Genomic DNA, 22440 nt, shown 5'->3' on the forward strand with positions numbered 1-22440 from the left:
GCTCAGTAGACGTCGCGCCGGTAGCGCCCCGTGTCCATCAGGCGCTCGACTTCCAGGCGGCCGAGGATCGCGGCCAGCGCTTCGTCCACGGCACCGGCCATGCCTTGCAGGCTGCCGCAGACGTGGATCGTAGCGCCGTCATCGATCCACTTGCGCAGCACGTCGGCGCGCGCATGCAGGCGGTCCTGGACGTATTCGGGCCCCGGGTCGCGCGAAAATACCAGGTCGAGTTCGGGCAGCATGCCTTCTGCCCGCAGGACCGCGAGTTCGGCGTCGCATACGCTGTCGAAGGCGCGCTGGCGCTCGCCGAACAGCAGCCAGTTGCGGCCCCGCCCCATGCCGGCGCGGCTGCGCAGATGGCCGCGCAAGCCGGCCATGCCCGAGCCGTTGCCGATATAGATGCAGGGCCGGTCGTCGCCAGGTGCATGAAAGCCCGGATTGGCGACCAGGCGCGCGCGCACCGACCCGCCGACCGCCAGGTGCTCGGTCAGCCAGCCAGAGGCCAGGCCGAGGCCGTGTTCGTGACGCTGCTGGCGCACCAGCAGTTCGACCGCGCCGTCTTCCTGCACGCTGGCGATCGAGTAGCGGCGCGGCGCCGTCGGCGCTGCGGGAACGGCAACCTCGAGCAAGTCGCCCGCCTGCCAGCTGGCCTCGAGGCCTGGCCGCAGGGCGATTTCGTACAGCGGCGCGCCCTGGCTGCCCGGATTGAGCAGGCGCCTTGAATGAAGTACCCAGTCCGACAACGGTGCGGCCTCGCCGGCTGGCGGCAGCTCGCCCGCGCTGGCGCCAAGCCCACCCAGCGCATGCATCCAGCTTCCCAGCGCCGTTTCGTCGCCCTGGTCCACTTCGATCAGCGGGAACAGCGGCGTGCTGCCCAGCGCCTGCAGGCGGCGGTCCAGTGCATGCCCATAGCCGCAGAAGCGCGCGTAGTTGCGGTCGCCCAGCGCCAGCACGGCGAAGCGGCAGCCCTCGAACATGGACTCCCACGCCTCGAGCTCGCGGCTGAAGCGCCGTGCGGAATCGGGCGCCTCGCCCTCGCCGAAGGTACTGGCCACGAACAGCGCCTGCCCGTAGCCGGCCAGGTCGCCCGGCGCCAGCGCCGACACGGCGCGCAGGTCGACCGCGCGGCCGCCGGCGCGCAATGCTCCGGCGCTGTGCAGCGCGATCCGTTCGGCCTGGCCGCCCTGGGTCGCAAAGGCCACCAGTACCGGTGCGCCGCTGGTGTCCGCGGCGGCCTGCGCCGCCAGGCTGCGCTCACGCGCCAGCGCACGCTTCTGTCGCCGGCGGCCAAGATAGAGCATCCATCCGGTGATCGCGAAGCCAGGCAAGGCCAGGCTGGCGAGCATCATGACGATCCGCCCCGGCAAGCCGAAATACGTCCCGGTGTGCAGCGGACGGATGGTGGTCAGGGCACGCTGCCCGGCGTCCTTGTCGGCATGGCGTTCGTCCTGGCGCACCGCGCCATTGCCGCCAACGGTCATCCGGTTGCGCGCGCGGTCGTGCGGCGCATCCTGTGCAAGCCAGGTCAGTTGATAGGCGCCATTCCCGCGCTCGGGCAGGCGAACGGTTGCGCTCGACCAGTCGGGCGCCATCGACACGAAGGTGCGCCAGGCAGGCGCAAGGCTTGCGTCGCCACGCGTCGTGGCAGCGGACCTGGCCTCGCGCTGCTGCGCCGACGGTGTCCCGGCCCAGTCCTGCAAGGTGCCGCGCACGATATCGAAACTCCAGTAAAGTCCTGTGCCGGCCACCACCAGGTAGGCGACCAGGGCCCAGGTGCCGGCGATCGCATGCAGCGCCCACAGGAACGATCGGCCGCGCAGCGAGGTGTTGAAGGTCAGCCAGCTGCGCCAGTCTTTCTTGCGCGGCCAGCGCAGGTACAGGCCGCTGAGCGCCAGCCCGACCAGGCACAGGGCCAGGATGCCGAGCACGATGCGGCCCGGCGCGCGCGGCAGCAGCAGCCAGCGGTGCGTCGAATCGACGAACTGGAAAAAGGCCGCGCCGCGCACGGCGGGCAGCACGCTGCCGCTATAGGGGTGAATGTGGATCTCCAGGCCGCGCCGCTCTCCGCGCGGCGGGGCGAAGCGTACGCCGATGGTGCTGCCGGGCTGCGCCTCGAACGTGAGACTGGCGACCCGTTCGCCGGGATGGGCCTGGCGGGCCGCGCTCAGGATCTGGCCCGGCTCCAGGCGCGGCTGCTCCTGCACCGGCACGGCGAACACGCCGGGATTGATGCTTTCTACGATCTCGTCCTCGAAAGCGAGGATGGCGCCGGTCAGCCCGATCACGGCCAGCAAGGTGCCGGCCGTGATGCCGACGAACCAGTGCAGCTGGAACCAGACCTCGCGCATGGTCGGCAGGCGCCAGCGTCGTGGCGAATTGGGCGCCGCCTTCACAGGTCCACCTTCACCGACAGCTTGACCAGGCGCGGCAGGCCGGCCGAGAGGCGCGTACCGGCGCCCGCCCAGTACTGCTTGTCAGCCGCATTATCGATATTGAGCTGCCAGGTGGTGCGCTTGCCGAAAGCGTGCGTGGCATAGCGCCCGCCGGCGCTGAACAGCGTGACGCCGCCCAGCCAGGCCTGGTTCAGGTCATTCACCGGGCGCTTGCCCGTATAGTATGCGCCCAGGGTCAGCGACAGGCCGGGCACCGCGTCCAGGTCGTAGGCCAGGAAGCTGCTGGCGGTGCGGCGCGCCGCGTTCTCGGGCAGCTTGCCGTCATAGGCGGCGCCGATGTCGCGGAATTCGGGATCGAGCACCTGGGCCGAACCCTGCCAGGACAGGCGGCGCGTGAGGCGCCCTTGCCCCGACAGCTCGACGCCGCGATAGCGCTGCTCGCCGTCGGCGGTGAACACGTTGGCGGCATTGGTGTAATAGCCGGGACGCTCGATGTCGAACAGCGCCAACTGGGTCAGCAAGCCACCGCTGCTCCTCCAGCGTGCGCCGATCTCCTTCTGCTTGCTCACGCCCGGCGCCATGCGGGTGCCCTCGTTGGCGCTGCCGGCGGGGGCGGCCTCGCCTTCCTCGAGCCCTTCGGCCATCGAGGCATACAGCGAGAAGTCGTCGCGGGCGCGCCAGGTCACGGCCGCCATTGGCGTGGTCTCGCTCACGTCGTAGCGATTGGCGCCCTGGCTGCTCTGGTAGTCGACCCGGCGCACGCCGGCGATCAGCTGCCACTGGCCCAGCTGGATGCGGTCGACCAGGTACAGGCCCTTGTCGCGGCTGTCCAGCGCGGCCGTGGTGGGCCGCGTCGGCACCGCGCCGAAGGTGGCGTTGCGGATCGGGACCGGGTCATACAGGTTTTGAAAGGGGATCGTGTAGTTGGACTGGTAGACCGGCGCCTGGCCCTTGTCGGTGCCGCTCACGCCGAGCGTCAGGTCGTGACTCAGCGCACCGGTCGAGAAACGCCCGGCCAGCTCGGCGCGCAGCATGTCGGAATCGACGTCGGCGAACTGGGAGTTGCCGGTGATGCGGCCGGCGCCGGTGGCGACGCTGGCCGCGCTGTCGAAGCGGAAGATCGGCAGATTGCGCTCGCGTTTGGTCTCGGCGTGGCCGGCCTCCAGGGTCAGGGCCCAGTCCGGGTTCAGCGCGAGGTCGGCGCGCAGCTGGACGTTGCGTGCATGCGTCTCGAAGCGCGCCCAGTCCGGGCCGACCAGGCGGCGCGGGTCGACCGGCCGCGGCAACCCGACGGCGCCGCCGACGACCGGCGGCAGGTTGATGCCGGCCTGCTCGGTCACGCGGCGCTTGTCGTATTCGAGGTCGGCGCGCAGGCGCAGGCGCTCGCTCACGCGCCAGTCGAGCGCGGCGGAGGCGAAACCGCGGTTGCCGTTGCCGACGCCGTCGAGGTGGGAGCCGAGCGTGCCGCCGGCCGCATTGACGCGCACGCCGAATTCGTGGCGCTGCCCGAAGCGGCGCGCCACATCGGCGGTGGCGACGGCGGAACCGTTGTCGTCCAGGGTCAGCCCGACCGTGTTCACCGGCACGCTGCCGGCGCGCTTGGTGACGAAGTTGACGACGCCGGCCGGCGAGGTAAAGCCGTAGTACAGGGCGGTGGCGCCCTTGAGCACCTCGACCCGTTCCTTGTTCTCCATCGAGACCTGGCCGAAGTTCATCAGCGGCAGCGAGCCGTTGAGGCGGTAGTTGGTGCGGTTCTCGACGGCGATGCCGCGGATGACCAGCTGGTCCCAGGTGTCGCCGCCGTTTTGCTGGCGGGTGACGCCGGCCGTGTTGCGCAGCGCGTCGTACAGGCCGGCCGCGGCCTGCAGCTCGAGCACCTCGCGCGTGATCACGTTGACGGTCGAGGGCACGTCCATGACGTCCGACCCGCGGAAGCTGCCCGCCTCCACGGTATTCGGCATGAAGCCCTGGGCGCGGGTGGCGGTGACGCGCACCGCCTGCATGTCCTGTTCGTCAGTCTCCTGCGGCGCCGCGAAGACAGGGACAGCGTGAGACAGGGCAAGGGCGATCAGGAGCGGACGACGGGACACGGGCGTGGGCATGGCATGCGGGATTCATGAACAAACCGGCATCCTATCGTGAATGAGAATCATTTTCAATACGAGCAATTACTTAGTAGCCCGATACCAGCGATCCTTGCCCAGCATGATCTCGTGGTGCCCCCGCCCGCCCGGCATCATCGGGAAGCAGTTCTCGGCCTGGGCCACCCTGACATCGAGCAGGAAGGGCCGGTTCGACGCCAGGCAGGCATCCAGCCCCGCTTCCAGTTCGCCGGCCTGCTCCACCCTCCCCGCGTCCCACCCGAAGGCGCGCGCCAGCGCCACGAAGTCAGGCAAGGCTTCGGTATAACTGTGGCTATAGCGCCCGCCGTGATGCAGTTCCTGCCACTGGCGCACCATGCCCATGCAGCCGTTGTTCGACAGGACCAGCTTGACCGGACAGCGGTGCTGCACGGCGGTCGACAGTTCCTGGATATTCATCAGCACCGACGCATCGCCGCTCACGCATACGACCAGCGCGTCCGGATGCGCGACTTGGGCGCCGATCGCCGCCGGCAAGCCATAGCCCATGGTGCCGGCGCCGCCCGAGGTCAGCCAGCGCCGCGGCGCCTCGAAACCCAGGTATTGCGCGGCCCACATCTGGTGCTGGCCGACGTCGGTCGAGACGATCGCGTTGCTGCCCGCGAGGCGCCCGGCCAGGGTGGACATCAGCTGCTGCGGGACGATCGTGCCATCCTGCGCGACGAAGTCCAGGCAGCGCTCGGCGCGCCAGGTGTCGATCGTGCGCCACCAGTCCCCGAGCAGGGCCGGATCTGCGCACAGGCCGCCAAGGCGATCCAGCAGGCCGCGCAGCACCGCGCCGCAATCGCCGCGCAGGCCGACGTCGGCCTGCACCACCTTGCCGATCGAACGGGGATCGATGTCGACATGGACGATCTTCGCGCCCGGGCAGAAGTCGGCCAGCCGTCCCGTCACCCGATCGTCGAAGCGCGCGCCGACGCACACGACCAGGTCGGCGTGGTGCATCGCCAGATTCGCTTCCAGCGTGCCGTGCATGCCCAGCATGCCCAGCCAGCGCCGGTCCGAGGCCGGGAAGGCGCCGAGGCCCATCAGGGTCAGCGTGCACGGCGCATCCTTCCAGCGCACCAGGCGCGTGAAGGCGGCGCAGGCGTCGAGGCCCGCGTTGATCAAGCCACCGCCACCGTAGAACACGGGGCGCCGCGCCTGGCGGATGAGCAGCGCCGCCGCATCCAGGCCTGCCAGGTCGTCGCCCGCGGCCGGCAGTTGCGGGGCGGGTTTCACCTGGCGTCCGAAGTCGGCCGCGTCCACCGCGCGCGCCTGGATATCCTTGGGCACATCCACCAGCACCGGACCGGGCCGGCCCTCGAGCGCCTCTTGCACCGCGCGCCGGACCGTGGCGACGATGTCCCGCGTGGCCCGGACCTGCGTATTCCACTTGGTGACCGTGCGCGAAATGCCCAGCGCGTCGCATTCCTGGAAGGCATCCGTGCCGATCGACGTGGTCGCTACCTGGCCGCTGATGCACAGGATGGGGATCGAATCGCTCAGGGCGTCGAGCAGGCCCGACGTGGTGTTGGCGATGCCCGGCCCGGACGTCACGAACACGACGCCCAGCCGGCCGGTGGAGCGCGCATAGCCTTGCGCCGCATGGACGGCGGCCTGCTCGTGGCGCACCAGCACGTGGCGCAGCCGCCCGTCCTGGGCCAGCGCATCGTATAGCGGCAGCACGGCGCCGCCGGGATAGCCGAACACGGTGTCGACGCCGCAGGCGACCAGGGTGTCGAGCAGCAGGCCGGCGCCGGTCAGGGCGACCTTGGCGGCTGGCGGCGGGAGGAATTCGGGATGTGGTTTCATGCCTTGAAGTCTATCGACTCAGGACATGAAAGTGCTTCATAATTTCAGCTAGAATTAGCTCCTGACCTGAATATTTTTCACCAGATATGAGCCAAGATAAAAAATCTTTCGACGCGACCGATCTGACCATCCTGGGTATCCTGCTGCGCGACTCGCGCACCCCGTTGCAGGAGATCAGCGCGACGGTGGGCCTGTCGACCACCTCGTGCTGGAACCGCATCAAACGGATGACGGATAGCGGGGCCCTGCAGGGCTATACGGTCAAGGTCGACCTGCCCAGCCTCGGCTACCACGACCAGTTGATCGTGCAGGTCACGCTGGACAGCCACAGCGAAGAGACGCTGTATGAATTCGGGCGCGCGCTCGAATCGATTCCCGAGGTGCTGGAAGCCTCGCTGATCTCGGGCGACTACGATTATTTCCTGCGCATCGCGGTGAAAGACACGCGCGACTACGAACGCCTGCTGCGCGAACGCCTGTACAAGATCCCCGGCATCCGCCACAGCAAGTCGAGCTTCGTGCTGCGCACCCTCAAGAAGGTCGATACGCCGCTGATTGGCTAGTGTCCTGAATTGGAGGTTCGTTGAATAATAATGTGGCGAAATCGGCCCGAGACAAGGAGCAAAGCACAGCAAGGCCGGGGCCTTGCGCGCATTTGCGACGCTGTATCGGGGCGATTCTCGCCGCATTTATTCAACGAATCTTCAATTCAGGACACTAGCGCCGCAAGTCCATGCCCAGCTTGAGCGCGGCCGCGATATTGCGCGCCGTGCACTGCAGGTTGAACTGCGCGCCCGCCAGCACCTCGGCCACCGTCCCCGCCTTCATGACGGTGCTGAAGGTCGCCGCGATGCCGTGCGCATGCACCGCATGGGCGTCGTTCGCCAGGCAGCCGCCGATGGCGATCACCGGCTTGCCGTGGCGCTGGGCCACGCGCGCCACGCCGATCGGCGTCTTGCCGTTGACGGTCTGGCTATCGATGCGGCCCTCGCCGGTGACCACCAGGTCGGCGTCGCGCACGAAGGCGTCGAGGCCCACCGCGTCGGCCACGATCTCGCTGCCGGGACGCAGGCGCCCTTTGAGGAACACCAGCATCGCCGCGGCGATGCCGCCGCCGGCGCCGGCGCCGGGAATATCGGCCACCTCCTGGCCCAGGTCGCGCGCGATCACGCCCGCGTAGTGGCGCAGGTTGGCGTCGAGCTGCTCGACCATCTCCGGCGTGGCGCCCTTCTGCGGCCCGAAGATCGCGGACGCGCCTTTCGGCCCCACCAGGGGATTGCTGACGTCGCAGGCCACCTCGAACACGCAGTCCCCGATGCGCGGGTCGAGCCCGGAGACGTCGATGCGCGAAAGCAGGGCCAGCGCGCCGCCGCCCGGCGCCAGTTGGGCTCCTCGCGCATCGAGCAGTTGGACACCCAGCGCCTGCAGCATGCCGGCCCCGCCATCGTTGGTGGCGCTGCCGCCCACGCCGAGGATGAAGCGGCGCGCGCCACGATCCAGCGCGGCGCGGATCAGTTCACCGGTGCCGCGGCTGGTGGCCACCAGCGGATCGCGCTCGGCGGGCGCCACCAGTTCGAGGCCGCTGGCGGCAGCCATCTCGATCACGGCCGTGGATTCGTCGCCGGTCAGGCCATAGAAGGCCTCGACCGGCCGCCCCAGCGGACCGGTGGCCTGCAACGCGACCTGGCGGCCGCCGGTGGCGGCGACCATGGCCTCGACCGTGCCTTCGCCGCCGTCGGCCACCGGCACCTTGACGTAGACCGCTTCCGGGAAGATCTCCCGAAAGCCGGTCTCGATGGCGGTGGCGGCTTCCAGCGCCGACAGGCTCTCCTTGAACGAATCTGGAGCGATGACGATGTTCATTGCATCTCCTTTAGCGATTGACCAAACGGGCAGGCACGACCAGCACCAGCATGGCGCCGATGAACAGGACGGTGGACAGGATGTACAGCGCGACGTCGGTGCTGCCGGTGGCGTCCTTGATCCAGCCGACCAGGAAGGGGCTGACGAAACCTGCCACCTGCCCCATCGAATTGATCAGGGCCAGGCCGCCGGCCGCCGCCGCACTGCCCAGGAAAGCCGCCGGCAAGGGCCAGAACATCGGCAGGCCGGTCAGCGCGCCCATCGTGGCCAGGGAGAGGCCCACCAGCACGATCACCGCGTTATCCGAGAAATTGGCGGCAATGAGCAGGCCCACCAGCGCCATCAGCAGTGGCGCCGACAGGTGCCAGCGGCGCTCGCGCCGGCGGTCGGCCGAGCGGCCCACCAGCACCATGAACACGCCGGCGAACAGGTAGGGAATGGCGCTCAGCCAGCCGACCGTGGTCGCGTTCTCGAAGCCCAGCGACTTGATGATCGAGGGCAGCCAGAAATTGATCGCGTAGACGCCCATCTGGATGCTGAAATAGATGAAGCCCAGCATCCACACATGCCAGTCGCGCAGCACGGCGCCGAAGGAGTGCACCGCATGCACGCCTTTCGAGCGCTGCTGCTCGTCCTGGTCGAGCGCGTCCTGCATCGCCGTTTTCTCGGCATCGCTCAGCCAGCCGGCCTGCCTGATGCCGTCGTTCAGGTAGAAGAACACGGCCACGCCCAGGAACACGGTGGGCAGGCCCTGCAGCAGGAACAGCCACTGCCAGCCGTCCATGCCGCCCTGGCCGTGCGCGAAGTGGCTCAGCATCCAGCCCGAGAGCGGGCCGCCGATCAGGCCCGAGACGGGGATCGCCGACATGAACAGCGCCATCACCTGGCCGCGCTTGTGCGAGGGGAACCACTTGGTGAAGTACAGGACCATGCCGGGGAAGAAGCCGGCTTCGGCCACGCCGGTGAAGAAGCGCAGCACGTAGAATTCGGTCGGCGTGGTCACGAACAGCATGCAGGCCGACAGCGCGCCCCAGGCCATCATCATGATGGCGATCCAGCGCCGCGCGCCCAGCCGGTGCAGGATCAGGTTGCTCGGCACCCCGAAGGTCACATAACCGATGAAGAAGATACCGGCGCCCAGGCCGTACACGGTTTCGCTGAGCTGGAGCGCGTCGAGCATCTCGAGCTTGGCGAAGCCGACGTTGACCCGGTCAAGGTAGTTGAACAGGTAGCAGACGAAGATGAAGGGGATCAGGCGCCAGGTGGCCTTGCGGTAGGCGCCATCCAACAGGGCCGCGCCGGCGCCCCCGTCCTGGATGCCGGATGTGCTTGGGGTGGTGCTCATGCTGTCTCCGAATTTCTAATAAGGGTGATCGACAAGATTATCGGCCAAACAAGGGATATCGGGCGTCGGCGACACGCACAAGTCAGAGGGCGAAATAGCAGGCATTTTTCGTGCATATTCACAATCCGCACAACAGATCATCAAATTCCGCCACCTCTGCGAGACCGGTTTTGTGCATAATCACAAGGGTCGCTCCCTCACTCACTCCCGCCCATGTATATCCTCGACACCCGGCTCGCCCAGGAAATCGTCACCCGCACCATGCGGATCATCCCGTTCAACGTCAATGTGATGGATGCCAGCGGCGTGATCCTCGCCAGCGGCAACCGCGAGCGGGTGGGCGAACTGCATGCGGGCGCCCTGCTCGCGCTGGCCAAGAAGCTGACCGTGGAGATCGATGCGGCGGCCGCACGCAAGCTGCACGGCGCCCAGCCGGGCACCAACCTGCCCCTCTCCGTCGGCGGCCAGCTATGCGGCGCGGTGGGCCTCTCCGGCGCGCCGGATGAGGTGCGCCAGTTCGGCGAACTGGTGCGCCTGACGGCCGAGATGATCCTGGAACAGGCGGCGCTGGCGAACGAATTGCAGAACAACTCGCGCTACCGCGAAGCCTTCGTGCTGAACCTGATCCGTAATGACAGCACGCAGCGGCCCGGGCTCGAAGGCTGGGCGCGGCGCCTGGGGCTGGACCTCGAGCGCATGCAGCTGGTATTCCTGCTCGAGCTGCAGCCGCGCCCGGACGGCGCCGACGCCGGAGCCGCCCTGCACGACATCCAGCGCCTGCAGATGCGCCTGCTGGCGCGGCGCGAGGATGCGCTGACCGCCACCGTCGGCCCGTCCGAAATGGTGCTGCTCGACTCCTGGGACCCGGCGCGCAAGGGCTATGAGACGACGCCGCAGCGGCGCCTGGACCTGCTGGCCCAACTGGTGCGCGAGGAATGCGAGCTGCCCTTCACGCTGGCGATGGGCATCGCCCTGCCCGGCCTGGAAGGCGCCGCCGTCTCTTACCAGAGCGCGCGCAGCGCCAGCCGGCTGGGCCGCATGCGCATGCCGCAGCAGCAGGTGTTCAGCTATTACGACCTGGCCCTGCCGGTGCTGCTGTCCGGCCTGGACAGCGGCTGGCAGGCGCACCAGCTGCGCATGCCCATCGCGCGCCTGGCCGGCGACAAAAGCCGCGCCATGCTGCGCACCACGCTCGACACCTGGTTCGCCCAGAACGAGAACTCGGCGGCCACCGCGGCGACGCTCGGCATCCACCGCAACACGCTCGACTACCGCCTGCGCCGCATCGGCGAGCTGACGGGGCTCGACCTGGCGCGCAGCGAGGACAAGCTGCTGCTGTACGTGTCGGCGCTGCTCAGCCCCGCCTGAGCGCCCGCCCCTTCAGCGCGCAGTTCTCACCTCGCAGTTCTTACCTCGCAGTTCTTACCTATTCACCAGCCGCGCCGGCACGGTCAGCACCAGCAAGGCCCCGACCAGCATCACGCTCGACAGGATGTACAGGGCGAGGTCGGTGCTGCCGGTGAGATCCTTGATCCAGCCGACCAGGAAAGGACTGGCGAAGCCGGCCACCTGTCCCATCGAATTGATCAGGGCCAGGCCGCCGGCCGCGGCCGCGCTGCTGAGAAAAGCAGCCGGCAAGGGCCAGAACATCGGCAGGCCGGCGAGCGCGCCCATCGTCGCCAGGCACAGGCCGATCATGGCGAGAATGGCGTTGTCCGAGAAGTGCGCGGCCATCGCCAGGCCCGCCAGCGCCATCAGCAACGGCGCCGACAGGTGCCAGCGGCGCTCGCGCAGCCGGTCGGCCGAGCGGCCCACCAGCACCATGAACACGCAGGCGAACAGGTAGGGAATCGCGCTCAGCCAGCCGACCGTGCCGACGTCGTCGAAGCCGAGCTCCCGGATGATCGACGGCAGCCAGAAGTTGATCGCATACGCTCCCATCTTGATGCTGAAGTAGATAAAGCCGAGCATCCACACATGGCGGTCGAGCAGCAGCGCGCGCAGCGAGTGCACGGCGGTCGCGCCGGGCGGGCGTTCGCGCTCGTCGCGCGCGAGTTCTTCTTGCAGGGCGGCCTTCTCATGGGCGCCGAGCCAGTTGGCCTGGGTCACGCCGTCGTTCAGGTAGAACAGCGCCGCCAGGCCCAGGAACACGGTGGGTAGCCCCTGCAGCAGGAACAGCCACTGCCAGGCCGCCATGCCGCCCTGGCCGTCGGCGAAATGGCTCAGCATCCACCCCGAGAGCGGGCCGCCGACCAGGCCCGAGACGGGGATCGCCGACATGAACAAGGCCATCACCTGGCCGCGCTTGTGCGACGGGAACCACTTGGTGAAGTACAGGACCATGCCGGGGAAGAAGCCGGCTTCGGCCACCCCGGTGAAGAAGCGCAGCAGGTAGAACTCCAGCGGCGTGGTCACGAACAGCATGCAGGCCGACAGCGAGCCCCAGGCCATCATCATGATGGCGATCCAGCGCCGCGCGCCCAGCCGGTGCAGGATCAGGTTGCTTGGCACCCCGAAGCTCACGTAGCCGATGAAGAAGATGCCGGCGCCCAGGCCATAGATGGTCTCGCTGAACTGCAGGGCGTCGAGCATCTCGAGCTTGGCGAAACCGACGTTGACCCGGTCCAGGTAGTTGAACAGGTAGCAGACGAAGATGAAGGGGATCAGGCGCCAGGTGGCCTTGCGGTACGCCCCTTCCAACGTGGCCGGGCCGGCCTCTTGCACGGACATGCCGGGCCGGCTTGCGGTGTCGCTCATGCTGTCTCCGAGATTCTTGAACAGGTAAAGTTCGACATTATCTGCTGAACCGGAGACATCGGGGGCGCCCACGCACATGGCCGTCGGGCGCGTGGGCGTGGCGCCGGGTGGATCAACTGCGCTTGCGCTTCCAGGCGCGCCAGGTCATGGCCCACCGGGCAGGATCGTCGAGATGGCCTTTCAGGCGGTGGATGGCCCCGTTGTGCGGGGCGCTCTTGACCAGCTCGGGGGTGGCATAGGCTTCATCCGAAATCTTCGCCAGCACCGCGACCCAGGTGTCGAGCGCCTCCTTGCCGTACATCTCGCCGGCTTCCGGCGTAAACGGCTCGGGGAGCAGCCAGGGGTGGTGGCTGGTCCACATCGGGTCGATGCCGAAGTCGCTCATCCGGTTCTGGACGTCTTGCACATCGACGCCGGTATCTTCCTTGAGCTGCTGCAGGCTGTAGCGCGTCATCTCCACGCGCGGGGCGGTATGGTCGGGGTGCGAGCGCGTCACGCCGCGAATCGCCAGCAAGCCCTTCTCCATGTAGTTATTGGCCAGCACCGAGAGGTCGGCGGCTTCGGCCATGCCGGCCTCTCCCATCGCACGGGCCCAGGCATAGGCCTTGATGACCACCGGGACGTTGCCCCAGAATTCGCGGATCTTGCCGATGCTGAGCGGACGGTCGTCGTCGAGACGATAACGGTCGCCCTCGCGCACGACGATCGGCTTGGGCAGGAACGGGGAGAGTTCGGCCGAACAGCCGTAGGCGCCAACCGCCGGTCCGCCCACGCCGCTCTTGGGTGCGCCGAAGGTCTTGTGCAGCATGAACATGCAGGCGTCGAAGCCCAGTTCTCGGGCGCGCAGGCGGGTGATCACGCCGTTGAAGTTGGCGGAGTCATAGAACGACAGGCCGCCGGCTTCGCGCACGATGCGGGTCCATTCCTTGATCTCGGGGTTATACACGCCCATGTCGTCGGGATTGTTCACCATCAGCGCCGCCGTCCGGTGCGACACCGCGGCCTTGAGCGCATCCAGCGACGGGTAGCCGGTGTCCTCGTCGATCATCAGGGTGATGACCTTGAAGCCGGCGGCGGCGGCGGTGGCCGCGCTGCTCGGGTGGGTCTGGATCGTGGTGATGATCTCGTTGCGCTGTTCCAGCTCGCCGCGCGCGGCGTGGTAGCCGCGCGTGACCGCGGCGCTGGTATAGGCGGCATCGGCGCCGCCGCCAGCCTGGAACACGAACTGGTCCATACCCGACAGCTCGCGCAGGATCAGGTCCATGCCATGCACGATTTCCAGCGCGCCCTGCAGCGTGCTCTCGTCCTGGAGCGGGTGCACATGGGTCACCTCGGGACGCCAGGCCAGCGCCTCGTTGATCTGTGCGTTGTACTTCATGGTGCAGGTGCCAAACAGGCTGATGTTCATCATCCCCAGGGTCTGCTGCGACAGGCGCAGGTAGTGATACAATACTTCGGGCTCGGACATCTCGGGCAGCGCCGCCTTGCGCTTGCGCCGCATCGCCGCCGGCACCAGGCTGGCGCCGCTGCCGACTGCCGCGAGCACATCGTCTTCGGCTTGCGGAAACAGCACGCCGCGGCGGCCAGGATAGCCCATCTCCATGATGACGGGTTCGTTCCACACCGGGGCATGGTATTCCTTGACTGGTTTATTCATCATTGATCACCTTGTTGATTGCGGCGGCCAGGCGGTCGATATCGGCCTGGGTATGCACTTCAGTCACGCAATACAGTGCGCTCGCCCCGAGTTCCGGGAAGTCGCGGCTGAGGTCCTTGCCACCGAAGATGCCTTGCGCCAGCAGGCGCTTGTTGATCTCGGCCACGCCCACGGCGGCGCCGTCGAAATTGACCACGAACTCCTTGAAGAAACCACCCGCAAAAGTCACCCGCACGCCGGCAATGGCAGCCAGCTTGTGCGCCGCGTAATGCGCCCGCTGCAGGATCAGTTCTCCCACCTCTTCGAAGCCCCGCGGCCCCATCATCGCCATATAGGTCGCGTTGGCGATGGCCCACATATAGACCGAGTGGCCGGTCCAGTCGTTGCCCTTGTCGCGCAGTCCATAGGAGGTCTGGTCGAACAGGCTGAGGCCAAAGCCGTATTCACCGGGGCTGATGGTCTCGGCGATGCTGATGAACAGGGTCGGATACTGGTGCGCATAACGCTCTTCGTCGCGCGACGCCATGAAGCCGCCGACGCCACCGCCGATATTGAGGTGCACGCCCATTGGCTGCATGGGGCCGACCACGATGTCTGCGCCATAGTTCACCGGCGCCTCGAGCACGCCGAGCGAGATCGGATCGACACCGACGATCACTTCCGCGCCGCTCGCATGGGCGATGGCGGCGATCTCGGCGCCCTGTGTTTCGATGACGCCAAAGTACGATGGCGTCTCGAAGTACACGGCGGCGGTGGCCGGGCCCACCAGGCTGCGCAGGTGGTCGAGGTCAATCAGGCCGGTGGCCGGGTCGAAGTCGACGGGCCGGATCGCGATATGGCCCGCCATCTGCACCGGTTCGCAGAAGTTCTCGATCACGGCCAGGCGCTCGGGATCGATGGCGCGCACCACCACGACTTCGCCGCGCTCCGTCAGGCGCGCTGCCATGCGGATTGCGAAGCCGGCGGCGACGCCCCAGCTACGCACCGGCAGCGCGACCAGGTCGAGCTCGAGCAATTCGCCGAGCTGGCTGCAGAACTCGAACCAGGCCTGGTTGCGGCCATGGTCCGAGCTGGGTTCGCCGAACACGGACGTCAGCCATTCGTTGCGGCGCACGACCTCGTCGACGGCGGCGGGAATGTGGTGCTGCCAGACGCCGGCGCCAAGAAAATTCAGGTTGTCCTCGACCGTCCGATTCCTGGACAGGATGCCGGTCAGGTGACGTCGCAACTCGCTTTCGGTCAGCGCCGGCGGCAGGTCGAACCGATGGGTGGTGCGGTGATCGTGCGGGATCTGGGCGAACAATTCCTCGATGCTGCCGGCGCCGATCGCATCGAGCATTTCCTGCTTGATTGCCGGCACCGAGTTGGCCATATAGGGATGGGCGGTGTGGTCACGCATGTGGACCTCCTGGTTGTCACTGCGGAAGAAACCGGATCACGACTCGACCCGGAAGAGAATGGAACGATCGGGTGCGGTCCGCACCGCCAGGTGGCCGACGAGCGTGGCGTCGAGCGCCTCGTCGCCGGTATCCACGTGCAGGGACCGGGGCGAAAGCTGGAGCAGCTTGTCCATCGAGGCCACGACGATGATGTCCGAACGCCGGATGCGACGGATCACCGCGCTGCTGATCTGCTGGTTGCCGCGCCCGAACAGGCTGCCATGGCCGCCCAGCACGCCGACGATGAGCGACGCCTCCCTTCCCTCCATCAGGCGCAGCAGGTCGGCTTCGGCCAGGTCGACGCCGGCCAGCTTGCCGTCGACGACGGCGTCGACCCCGAGCAGGGTCGCCGGCAACGCCAGCGCCGACATGACGCGTCGCGTGGTGGTGCCCGGCCCCAGGATGTACAGACGGCCGGCTTGCATCTCGCGTGCGATCTGCCGGCACACGGCTTCCAGCGCCACGTCCGCGCGCTGGCCCGAGCCAGCCTTGGCGTTCTGCACCAGCGCCGCCGCGTACGGGCTGCGGGCGTAGCCGTACAGGCGGGTGGAAACGCGGTCGCCGCGCATGGCGTCCTCGTCGATGTCCATCACCTCGGCGTCGCGCACGCGCACCGCCGGGTCGCCGGCCAGCAGGCGCGCGGCCAGCATGCCGACATTGCCGGGCGTGGTGCCGAAAACCGCCGACACCATCTTGACGCCAGCCGGTATCCCGAGGATCGGAATCCGGTCCTGGACGACGTCGAGTATGTCGCGCGCGGTGCCGTCGCCGCCGGCAAACAGCAGCAGGTCGACCTCGAGCGCCAGCATGGCGCGCGCCGCAGCCCGGGTATCGTCGGCGCTACTGGCCGCTGGCGCCAACGTATGCACCACCGTCGGCGCCAGCCCGGCCTGGCGTGCCGCCTCCTCGCCCATCGGGCCGGCTGCGGTGAACACGGCCAATGGCGAACAGGAGGCGGCCAGCCGCACCAGAGCCTTCAGCACGCGTTCGTGCGACGCGGGGAGCGCGCCGCGACGGCGGGCCTCGGCCAGCGCCGCGGCGCCATCGGTGCCCTTCAGGCCTACCCGGCCGCCCATGCCGGCGATCGGGTTGACGATCAGGCCGATCGTCTTTTGTTGCGGGGCTGGGAACATGACGCATCCTTTCCTGGCATTGACGATGGGGATGGGCGCGGCGCCAATCACATACATTCCGTATGTGAGAAATACTAGTCACATACATGGCGTATGTCAATTGACATTCGCGGCGTATGTGTATTTATTAAGAGGGGGGAAAGACAAATGGCAGTAAGACGTGCGGAGATGATCGCGCAGACGCGGGAAAAGCTGATCAAGGCGGCACGGGAAGCCTTTGCCACGAAAGGATTCGCCGACAGCTCGATGGACGACCTCACGGCCAGGGCCGGCCTGACCCGGGGCGCCCTGTACCACCATTTTGGCGACAAGAAAGGCTTGTTGCGGGCCGTGATAGCCCAGATCGACGCCGAAATCATGGCGCGACTGGACGCGTCCCTGAAGAACGCGCCGACTGCCTGGGAAGGCTTCATCGACGAGAGCGTTACCTACATCATGATGGCGACCGAACCCGAGATCCAGCGCATCGTGCTGCTCGACGGCCCCGCCGCGCTGGGAGATCCGTCGCGCTTCCAGGTGCAGAATGCCTGTATCGTCAGCACGCAGCGCACGCTGGAAAGGCTGATGGAAGAAGGAACCATCCGCAAGGTCGATACGCTGGCTACCTCGCGCCTGCTCAACGGCGCACTGCTCAGCGCCTCGCTGTGGATCGCCCAGGCCGAAGACCAGCAGGCCGTATCGAAGCAGGCCGTCGACAGTTTCGTGATGCTGATCGAAGGCCTGCTGCTCAAGCGCCGGCCAGCGCCGGGAACGGCGGCGTCACGCACTCGCCCGATTCCCGCACCGCCTCGTGCCTCGCGCGCACCCCGCACATCGGGTTGACCCGTCCGCCCCCCTTCTGGCCGATCGGCACGGATCCACCGTTGAACACGTTCAGAACGTGAACACCGTATAGCCGTCGGCCGCGATCTGCGCGATGCTCGGCAGGCCGGAGGTGCCCGGCACGCTGTTATCGGTGATCATGTCGAAACCTGCCTTCTCGGCTTCTTCGCGTGCGCCGAACACGTCGGCGCAGCCGCAGGAAATGCCCACCACCTTGTCTTCGACCGCCTTGTACAGGGCGTGGATCGGGTGCTTCCCGTCGGCCAGTACGCCGGGCCAGCGGGTGCCGGTGCCCTGGAAGTAGATGCCGACCTCGGTGTTCTTCTGCTTGAAGTCGTAGGCGGCGGCCAGGCCGTTGAACATGCGACCCAGCGCGTCTTCGCCGGCTTTGGGATCGGACAGGATGATGATGGCTGCTTTCATGGTTTTCTCCTAGTGTCGTTGGTGGGCTTGTGTTCGCCGCGCCGTGCAGCGAATGAGGCCATTCTAGGAACCGGAGACGCCAAGAGAAATCCCGCCCAGGACAATACATCGTTGCGCCTGCCGAAATGCCGAACGGGACGCTAGTTGAGGTGCGGGTTTGCGCGCAGGTGGTCGGCCAGCAGGTCGATGAAGTTGCGCACCTTGGACGAGCCGAACTTGCTCTCGCGGTGCACCAGGTGCACCGGCCATGGGGCTTCCTCGTACTCGGACAGCACGATCTTCAGGCGGCCGGTGGTCAGCTGGTCGGCGATCTGGTAGGACAGAAGCCGGCAGATCCCCAGCCCGGCGCAGGCGGCCTCGATGGCGGCGTCGTTGCTGGTCACCGTCAGGCGCGGCCGCAGGCGCACCATGGTCGGATCGTCGACCGCGCCGAATTTCCACTCGACCCGCGGCGAAATGCCGGTGGCGGCGATGATCGTATGGCGCAGCAGATCGGCTGGATGCTGTGGCAAGGGCTGCCGCGCCAGGTACTCGGGCGAGGCGCACAGCACGCGCCGCACCTGGCCCACGCGCAGCGCCTTCAGGCTCGAATCGGGCAGGTGGCCGATGCGCACCGCGACATCGATGCCCTCGTCGACCAGGTTCACGATCCGGTCGAGGAACAGCGCCGACACCTCGACTTCGGGATACTCGTTCAGGAACTGCACGATACAGGGCATGACGAAGGTCTTGCCGAACAGGACCGAGGCCGTCACCGACAGATTGCCCTTGGGCGCCGCGTTGACCCCGGCCGCCGCCTCGTTGGCTTCATCGATGCTGGCCAGGATGGCGCGCGTGTCGTCCAGGTAGCGCCGGCCCGCTTCGGTCAGGCGCACATTGCGCGTGGTGCGCAGCAGCAGCTTGACACCCAGATTTTCCTCGAGACCGGCGATGGCGCGCGTGACGGCGGCCGGCGACAGGTCCAGTCGCCGCGCCGCCGCGGCAAAGCCCTCCTCTTCGCCCACGGCCACGAAGACGTTCATCAGATGGATCTGATCCACTCATTACTCCCTGCGAAATAGTGCCTTGCGTAGCACGCCGATTCCAATGGCCTTCATTATTTCGCAGAATGGCAGTCTCAGCAATCACCTGCCGTCGCAATCACCACCATGATCGACCATGAGTTCACATGACGGGCGCCCCGCCGGCTCGGGACTCGACCTGCGCACCCGCATCCGCATCGACCTGTTCCTGGCCCGCCGCCGCGCCGGGAAAGGAGCAACCACGCCGCGGATCCTGGCCCTGCGCACGCGCGGCCGGGCAGCCGGCATGAACACCGCCGAAATGATGGCCAACGAGCAAGGCGGAAGCCATGAGGCCAGGGCGACCGCCTGCCTGGCCTTCGTCGCCACGCTGCTGGCGCAAGCGGGCGCGCCGTCGTCCGAGGCGCTGCGGCGCATGCACGACGCCGGCTATGGGCCGGACGGGATCGACGCGGCGATCGCCAGGGTCAGGAGGGACGCAAACTGACGGTCAGCGGCGCACCACCGGCGCCGTCAGGAGGTAACCGCGCCCTGGCACATTGAGGATGTAGCGTTCCACCCCCTGGACATCGAGGGCGCGGCGCAGGGCGGCGATCTGCACCCGCAGGTTGGCCTCGCCGACGACACGCCCGGCCCAGGCCCGCTCGAGCAGGTAGCGGTGCTCGAGCACCTGCCCCGGCGCCTCGGCCAGCAGCCACAGGATGTCGAAGGCGCGCGCGCCGATGCGCACGACGGCGCCGCCGCGGCTAAGCCGGCGCAGGCGCGGCTCGATGTCGAATTCTGCGAACGACAGCGTGTAGCTGGCGCGGTTGTCCCCGGTCATAGTTCCCATCATGGTTCACCGATAGTGCACTGCGCCGCCAGCCACCCTGGCCAGCCAGGCGCACACCATCATTGTCGTAAATACTGACCATTTAGGGAATGGATACCGCTTGAAATTCATCGTTTCGCTAAAAGCAACACTCGGATCGGTATTGGAGCAGTGCCTGCAAGCCGCCGGCATGATCGAGCGCGGACCGGGAGCGCGCTGAAACGCTGGCGCGCCCTTACAGCCCCAGGTCGGACAGGCCCGGATGATCGTCCGGTCGGCGTCCCAGCGGCCAGCGGAACTTGCGCTCTTCTTCCGTGATCGGCAAGTCGTTGATGCAGGCGAATCGATTGACCATCAGGCCGTCCGGGCCGAATTCCCAGTTCTCGTTGCCATACGAGCGGTACCAGTTGCCCGAGTCGTCGCGGCTCTCGTAGGCGTAGCGCACCGCGATGCGGTTGTCGGTGAAGGCCCACAGCTCCTTGATCAGGCGATACTCGAGCTCCTTGTTCCATTTACGCTCGAGGAAGGCGCGCGCTTCGTCGCGGCCGTTGGCGAATTCGGCACGGTTGCGCCAGCGGGTGTCGAGGCTGTAGGCCAGCGACACCTTGGCGGCGTCGCGCGTATTCCAGCCGTCTTCGGCCAGGCGCACTTTTTCGATCGCGGATTCGCGGGTGAACGGCGGCAGCGGCGGACGCACTGCGGTGGGCGTTGTCATCGTGGGACCTCTCGGTTGGTGGTGGTGAAAACTACAGATCGAGTTCCAGCAGCGGGCCCCTGGCCCAGGAGACGCAGGGCGTCATGCCCATGGCCCGCTGCTGCGCGTTAAGGCAGACGTCGCGGTGCAGCGGCTCGCCCGACACCACGCCAGCATAGCAGTTGCCGCATTCGCCGCGCTTGCACTCGTAGGAGACGAAGACGTCGGCCTCGATCATCGCATCGAGGATCGACTTGCCCGGCGCGACATCGAGGATCATCCCCGTCTGGCGCAGGACGACCTGCAGCGGACTATCTTCATCGTGGGCGCGTGCGCCGAAGCTCTCGAAGCGGATGTGCTGCTGCGGCCAGCCCTGCGCCGTCGCGGCCGCGCGGATTGCTTCCAGCAGCATCGACGGCCCGCAGGCGTGCAGCTCGCAGCCCTCTTCCCACGGCCCGATCAGGCCTGCCAGGTCGGGACGACCCTGGGTAGCGGTGACGTGGGTCTGCACGCGCTGCGGACCCAGCCCGGTCCAGTCGTCGGCCAGGACCAGGCGTTCGGCGTCGCGCGCAAGATAGTGCAGTTGGTAGCTGGCGCCAGCCGACTCGAGCGCGCGCGCCATCGGCAGCATCGGGGTGATGCCGATGCCGCCCGCGATCAGCACCGTGCGGGTGCGGCCCGCATGCAGCTTGAACGCGCCCAGCGGCGGGTTGACCTCGAGCGTCATGCCGGGCTCGAATTCGTCGTGCAGCACGCGCGAGCCGCCACGCCCGCCCTCCTCGCGTTGAACCGCGATGCGCAGCATTCCGCCCTGTTCGCCGACCACCGAATAGGCGTTGCGGTGGCTGGCGCCGGCACGCGAGGTGAATTCCAGTTCGACGTGGGCACCCGGTTGCCACGGCGGCAGCGGCGCGCCACCTTCCGGCGCCAGGCGGAATTCCTTGACCACGGGACCATGGCGGATGATGGCGTCGATCAGATATCGCATGATCAGGCCTCCACCGCCGGATTGAAGGGCGAAGCGTCCAGGTATTCCCAGTCCAGGCGCTGCGGCGCGCGACGCAGCAGCCAGCGGTCGATCGCGACTTCCCAGAAGCGCCCGGTGCCGCCGGTCAGGCCGTGCGGATCGTCCTGGCCATGCAGGATGCGCGCGCGGCCGCTCAGCTGCAGCAGGCGCTGGCCGTCGAAGTCAGGAATGCACAGGCCCACGCGCGGATCGAGCGTCAGGTTGCCGAAGGTGTTGAACAGGCTGTTGCCGCTGTAGTCGGGAATGCGCAGCAGCGTGTCGTCCACCACCTGGACGAAGCCGGGGCTTCCGCCACGATGCGAGGCGTCGGCGCCGCGCTCCTGGTGATGACTGGCCACAAAGACGGTGTCGGCGCGGCGCACGATGGCGCGGGCATCTTCGTCGAGCGCGCGGCCCTCGCCCAGCAGGGCCGGCGCCGCGTCGCCTTCGATGCGGCGCAGCTGCCGGCGCTGGATGTATTTGGGGCAGTTCGGATAGGCCTCGCGCACGGCCAGGTCGAAGCCGCCGTCGTCGAGGCGCTCCAGGGCCCCATTGATGCGGTAGCGGCGGCGCGAGCCGAGCTCGATGAACAGGCTGCCGACCGCCGGATTGGCGGCGACGTTGCGCCAGAACGGCTCCTCTGGGTCGCGCAGCGCCACCGGCAGGTCGACCGTCACCTGGGCCGCGCTGGCGGTATGGGCGAAGCCGGGCTGCCCGAACAGGATGGTGGACCAGGGAGCACCGTCAGCGTCCACGCTGGCCAGCACCACCATCGACTGCTTGCCGATGAAGGGCCGGGCGCCGCCGAGGATGGTGTCGGCGATGACCACGCCGTTGCGGTCGGCGATGCCGACCTCCCCGGCGCTGCGCTGCACGGCGCGTTCGCCGTCATGGTAAACAGAGGTCGTCATGCTGCGTTCTCCAAGGCTGGCGGCCCGGTGTGGCCGCGTTCGTCATGGCAGTATTTTCATGAATTATGCGAACGCAGGGAATCGGTGCAACCCGCAATACATTATTTCTCCAAAGGGAATACCGGGCCGAATCTTCAGCTCCCGCGTATCGGATTCGCAACATCCCTCGTTTCCGGCATCGATTGTTGTCTTTACGGCTCGCCGCGCGTTTACACTCGTCGATTATTGC

At 67.6% G+C, this 22440-nt stretch carries 19 protein-coding genes; 4 read left to right on the forward strand and 15 right to left on the reverse strand.

Annotated elements, in window-relative coordinates:
- Positions 1-2 precede the first annotated feature (2 nt).
- From SOM61_RS16065 to ilvB, 3 genes are all read right to left on the reverse strand, one after another.
- Positions 3-2393 carry a sulfite reductase flavoprotein subunit alpha gene (locus tag SOM61_RS16065; RefSeq protein ID WP_320475009.1) on the reverse strand — a complete coding sequence of 797 codons (2391 nt, stop codon included), beginning with the start codon at positions 2391-2393 and terminating at the stop codon, positions 3-5.
- Positions 2390-4495, reverse strand: a complete 2106-nt coding sequence (locus SOM61_RS16070) for a TonB-dependent siderophore receptor (protein ID WP_320475010.1) — start codon at positions 4493-4495, stop codon at positions 2390-2392. Before SOM61_RS16070 ends, SOM61_RS16065 begins: the two co-directional genes overlap by 4 nt.
- Before the next feature lie 66 nt (positions 4496-4561).
- Positions 4562-6328, reverse strand: a complete 1767-nt coding sequence (gene ilvB / locus SOM61_RS16075) for a biosynthetic-type acetolactate synthase large subunit (protein ID WP_320475011.1) — start codon at positions 6326-6328, stop codon at positions 4562-4564.
- An 86-nt stretch (positions 6329-6414) separates the two neighbouring features.
- Between ilvB and SOM61_RS16080 the strand changes: the two genes are divergently transcribed.
- Positions 6415-6891: an Lrp/AsnC family transcriptional regulator gene (locus SOM61_RS16080; protein WP_320475012.1), complete on the forward strand. Its 477-nt coding sequence runs from the start codon at positions 6415-6417 to the stop codon at positions 6889-6891.
- Between the two features lie 154 nt (positions 6892-7045).
- On the opposite strand, the gene SOM61_RS16085 is transcribed toward SOM61_RS16080, so the two are convergent.
- Both SOM61_RS16085 and SOM61_RS16090 read right to left on the reverse strand, forming a co-directional pair.
- Positions 7046-8191, reverse strand: coding sequence for a glycerate kinase (locus SOM61_RS16085; protein WP_320475013.1), 1146 nt, complete (start codon positions 8189-8191; stop codon positions 7046-7048).
- A 10-nt stretch (positions 8192-8201) separates the two neighbouring features.
- Positions 8202-9536 (reverse strand): MFS transporter, encoded by a 1335-nt coding sequence (locus SOM61_RS16090; RefSeq protein ID WP_320475014.1) that lies wholly within the window; start codon positions 9534-9536, stop codon positions 8202-8204.
- 213 nt (positions 9537-9749) lie between these two features.
- Here SOM61_RS16090 and SOM61_RS16095 point away from each other — a divergent pair, with 213 nt between their 5' ends.
- Complete coding sequence (locus SOM61_RS16095) at positions 9750-10904, forward strand: sugar diacid recognition domain-containing protein (protein ID WP_320475015.1); 1155 nt, start codon at positions 9750-9752, stop codon at positions 10902-10904.
- A 54-nt stretch (positions 10905-10958) separates the two neighbouring features.
- Here SOM61_RS16095 and SOM61_RS16100 read toward each other — a convergent pair whose 3' ends face one another.
- The 4 genes from SOM61_RS16100 to SOM61_RS16115 all read right to left on the reverse strand — a co-directional run bounded on the left by SOM61_RS16100 (position 10959) and on the right by SOM61_RS16115 (position 16522).
- The gene (locus tag SOM61_RS16100) at positions 10959-12293 is read right to left on the reverse strand and encodes an MFS transporter (protein WP_414675010.1); all 1335 of its coding nucleotides are present in this window, start codon (positions 12291-12293) and stop codon (positions 10959-10961) included.
- Positions 12294-12405: 112 nt separating this feature from the next.
- The gene (gcvPB, locus tag SOM61_RS16105; RefSeq protein WP_320475016.1) at positions 12406-13953 is read right to left on the reverse strand and encodes an aminomethyl-transferring glycine dehydrogenase subunit GcvPB; all 1548 of its coding nucleotides are present in this window, start codon (positions 13951-13953) and stop codon (positions 12406-12408) included.
- Entirely contained in the window at positions 13943-15349 is a 1407-nt protein-coding gene (gene gcvPA / locus SOM61_RS16110; RefSeq protein ID WP_320475017.1) for an aminomethyl-transferring glycine dehydrogenase subunit GcvPA, read from the reverse strand. Before gcvPA ends, gcvPB begins: the two co-directional genes overlap by 11 nt.
- Before the next feature lie 36 nt (positions 15350-15385).
- Positions 15386-16522, reverse strand: a complete 1137-nt coding sequence (locus SOM61_RS16115; RefSeq protein ID WP_320475018.1) for an ATP-NAD kinase family protein — start codon at positions 16520-16522, stop codon at positions 15386-15388.
- Between the two features lie 147 nt (positions 16523-16669).
- Here SOM61_RS16115 and SOM61_RS16120 point away from each other — a divergent pair, with 147 nt between their 5' ends.
- The gene (locus tag SOM61_RS16120; protein ID WP_320475019.1) at positions 16670-17344 is read left to right on the forward strand and encodes a TetR/AcrR family transcriptional regulator; all 675 of its coding nucleotides are present in this window, start codon (positions 16670-16672) and stop codon (positions 17342-17344) included.
- Between the two features lie 51 nt (positions 17345-17395).
- Here SOM61_RS16120 and SOM61_RS16125 read toward each other — a convergent pair whose 3' ends face one another.
- Together SOM61_RS16125 and SOM61_RS16130 are read right to left on the reverse strand one after the other, a co-directional pair.
- Positions 17396-17767, reverse strand: coding sequence for a DsrE family protein (locus SOM61_RS16125; RefSeq protein ID WP_147934131.1), 372 nt, complete (start codon positions 17765-17767; stop codon positions 17396-17398).
- 140 nt (positions 17768-17907) lie between these two features.
- On the reverse strand, positions 17908-18807 hold the full coding sequence (locus SOM61_RS16130) for a LysR family transcriptional regulator (protein ID WP_320475020.1): 900 nt from the start codon (positions 18805-18807) through the stop codon (positions 17908-17910).
- 118 nt (positions 18808-18925) lie between these two features.
- Here SOM61_RS16130 and SOM61_RS16135 point away from each other — a divergent pair, with 118 nt between their 5' ends.
- Positions 18926-19276, forward strand: coding sequence for a hypothetical protein (locus SOM61_RS16135; protein ID WP_320475021.1), 351 nt, complete (start codon positions 18926-18928; stop codon positions 19274-19276).
- Between the two features lie 3 nt (positions 19277-19279).
- On the opposite strand, the gene SOM61_RS16140 is transcribed toward SOM61_RS16135, so the two are convergent.
- The 4 genes from SOM61_RS16140 to SOM61_RS16155 all read right to left on the reverse strand — a co-directional run bounded on the left by SOM61_RS16140 (position 19280) and on the right by SOM61_RS16155 (position 22211).
- Positions 19280-19612 carry a winged helix-turn-helix domain-containing protein gene (locus SOM61_RS16140; protein ID WP_320475022.1) on the reverse strand — a complete coding sequence of 111 codons (333 nt, stop codon included), beginning with the start codon at positions 19610-19612 and terminating at the stop codon, positions 19280-19282.
- A 223-nt stretch (positions 19613-19835) separates the two neighbouring features.
- Positions 19836-20315, reverse strand: coding sequence for a nuclear transport factor 2 family protein (locus SOM61_RS16145; RefSeq protein WP_320475023.1), 480 nt, complete (start codon positions 20313-20315; stop codon positions 19836-19838).
- 31 nt (positions 20316-20346) lie between these two features.
- Positions 20347-21282, reverse strand: a complete 936-nt coding sequence (locus SOM61_RS16150) for a PDR/VanB family oxidoreductase (RefSeq protein ID WP_320475024.1) — start codon at positions 21280-21282, stop codon at positions 20347-20349.
- A 2-nt stretch (positions 21283-21284) separates the two neighbouring features.
- On the reverse strand, positions 21285-22211 hold the full coding sequence (locus SOM61_RS16155; protein ID WP_320475025.1) for a pyridoxamine 5'-phosphate oxidase family protein: 927 nt from the start codon (positions 22209-22211) through the stop codon (positions 21285-21287).
- Positions 22212-22440 lie beyond the last annotated feature (229 nt).

The organism is Massilia sp. CFBP9012, assembly GCF_034045115.1.
In the GTDB taxonomy this organism is placed as follows: Bacteria; Pseudomonadota; Gammaproteobacteria; order Burkholderiales; family Burkholderiaceae_D; genus Telluria.

Bases quoted from the DNA above. Each gene is read 5' to 3' on its own strand.
- SOM61_RS16070 (WP_320475010.1), bottom strand. From the start codon at position 4,495: ATGCCCACGCCCGTGTCCCGTCGTCCGCTCCTGATCGCCCTTGCCCTG.
- ilvB (WP_320475011.1), bottom strand. From the start codon at position 6,328: ATGAAACCACATCCCGAATTCCTCCCGCCGCCAGCCGCCAAGGTCGCC.
- SOM61_RS16080 (WP_320475012.1), top strand. From the start codon at position 6,415: ATGAGCCAAGATAAAAAATCTTTCGACGCGACCGATCTGACCATCCTG.
- SOM61_RS16085 (WP_320475013.1), bottom strand. From the start codon at position 8,191: ATGAACATCGTCATCGCTCCAGATTCGTTCAAGGAGAGCCTGTCGGCG.
- SOM61_RS16090 (WP_320475014.1), bottom strand. From the start codon at position 9,536: ATGAGCACCACCCCAAGCACATCCGGCATCCAGGACGGGGGCGCCGGC.
- SOM61_RS16095 (WP_320475015.1), top strand. From the start codon at position 9,750: ATGTATATCCTCGACACCCGGCTCGCCCAGGAAATCGTCACCCGCACC.
- SOM61_RS16100 (WP_414675010.1), bottom strand. From the start codon at position 12,293: ATGAGCGACACCGCAAGCCGGCCCGGCATGTCCGTGCAAGAGGCCGGC.
- gcvPB (WP_320475016.1), bottom strand. From the start codon at position 13,953: ATGATGAATAAACCAGTCAAGGAATACCATGCCCCGGTGTGGAACGAA.
- gcvPA (WP_320475017.1), bottom strand. From the start codon at position 15,349: ATGCGTGACCACACCGCCCATCCCTATATGGCCAACTCGGTGCCGGCA.
- SOM61_RS16115 (WP_320475018.1), bottom strand. From the start codon at position 16,522: ATGTTCCCAGCCCCGCAACAAAAGACGATCGGCCTGATCGTCAACCCG.
- SOM61_RS16120 (WP_320475019.1), top strand. From the start codon at position 16,670: ATGGCAGTAAGACGTGCGGAGATGATCGCGCAGACGCGGGAAAAGCTG.
- SOM61_RS16125 (WP_147934131.1), bottom strand. From the start codon at position 17,767: ATGAAAGCAGCCATCATCATCCTGTCCGATCCCAAAGCCGGCGAAGAC.
- SOM61_RS16135 (WP_320475021.1), top strand. From the start codon at position 18,926: ATGAGTTCACATGACGGGCGCCCCGCCGGCTCGGGACTCGACCTGCGC.
- SOM61_RS16140 (WP_320475022.1), bottom strand. From the start codon at position 19,612: ATGACCGGGGACAACCGCGCCAGCTACACGCTGTCGTTCGCAGAATTC.
- SOM61_RS16145 (WP_320475023.1), bottom strand. From the start codon at position 20,315: ATGACAACGCCCACCGCAGTGCGTCCGCCGCTGCCGCCGTTCACCCGC.
- SOM61_RS16150 (WP_320475024.1), bottom strand. From the start codon at position 21,282: ATGCGATATCTGATCGACGCCATCATCCGCCATGGTCCCGTGGTCAAG.
- SOM61_RS16155 (WP_320475025.1), bottom strand. From the start codon at position 22,211: ATGACGACCTCTGTTTACCATGACGGCGAACGCGCCGTGCAGCGCAGC.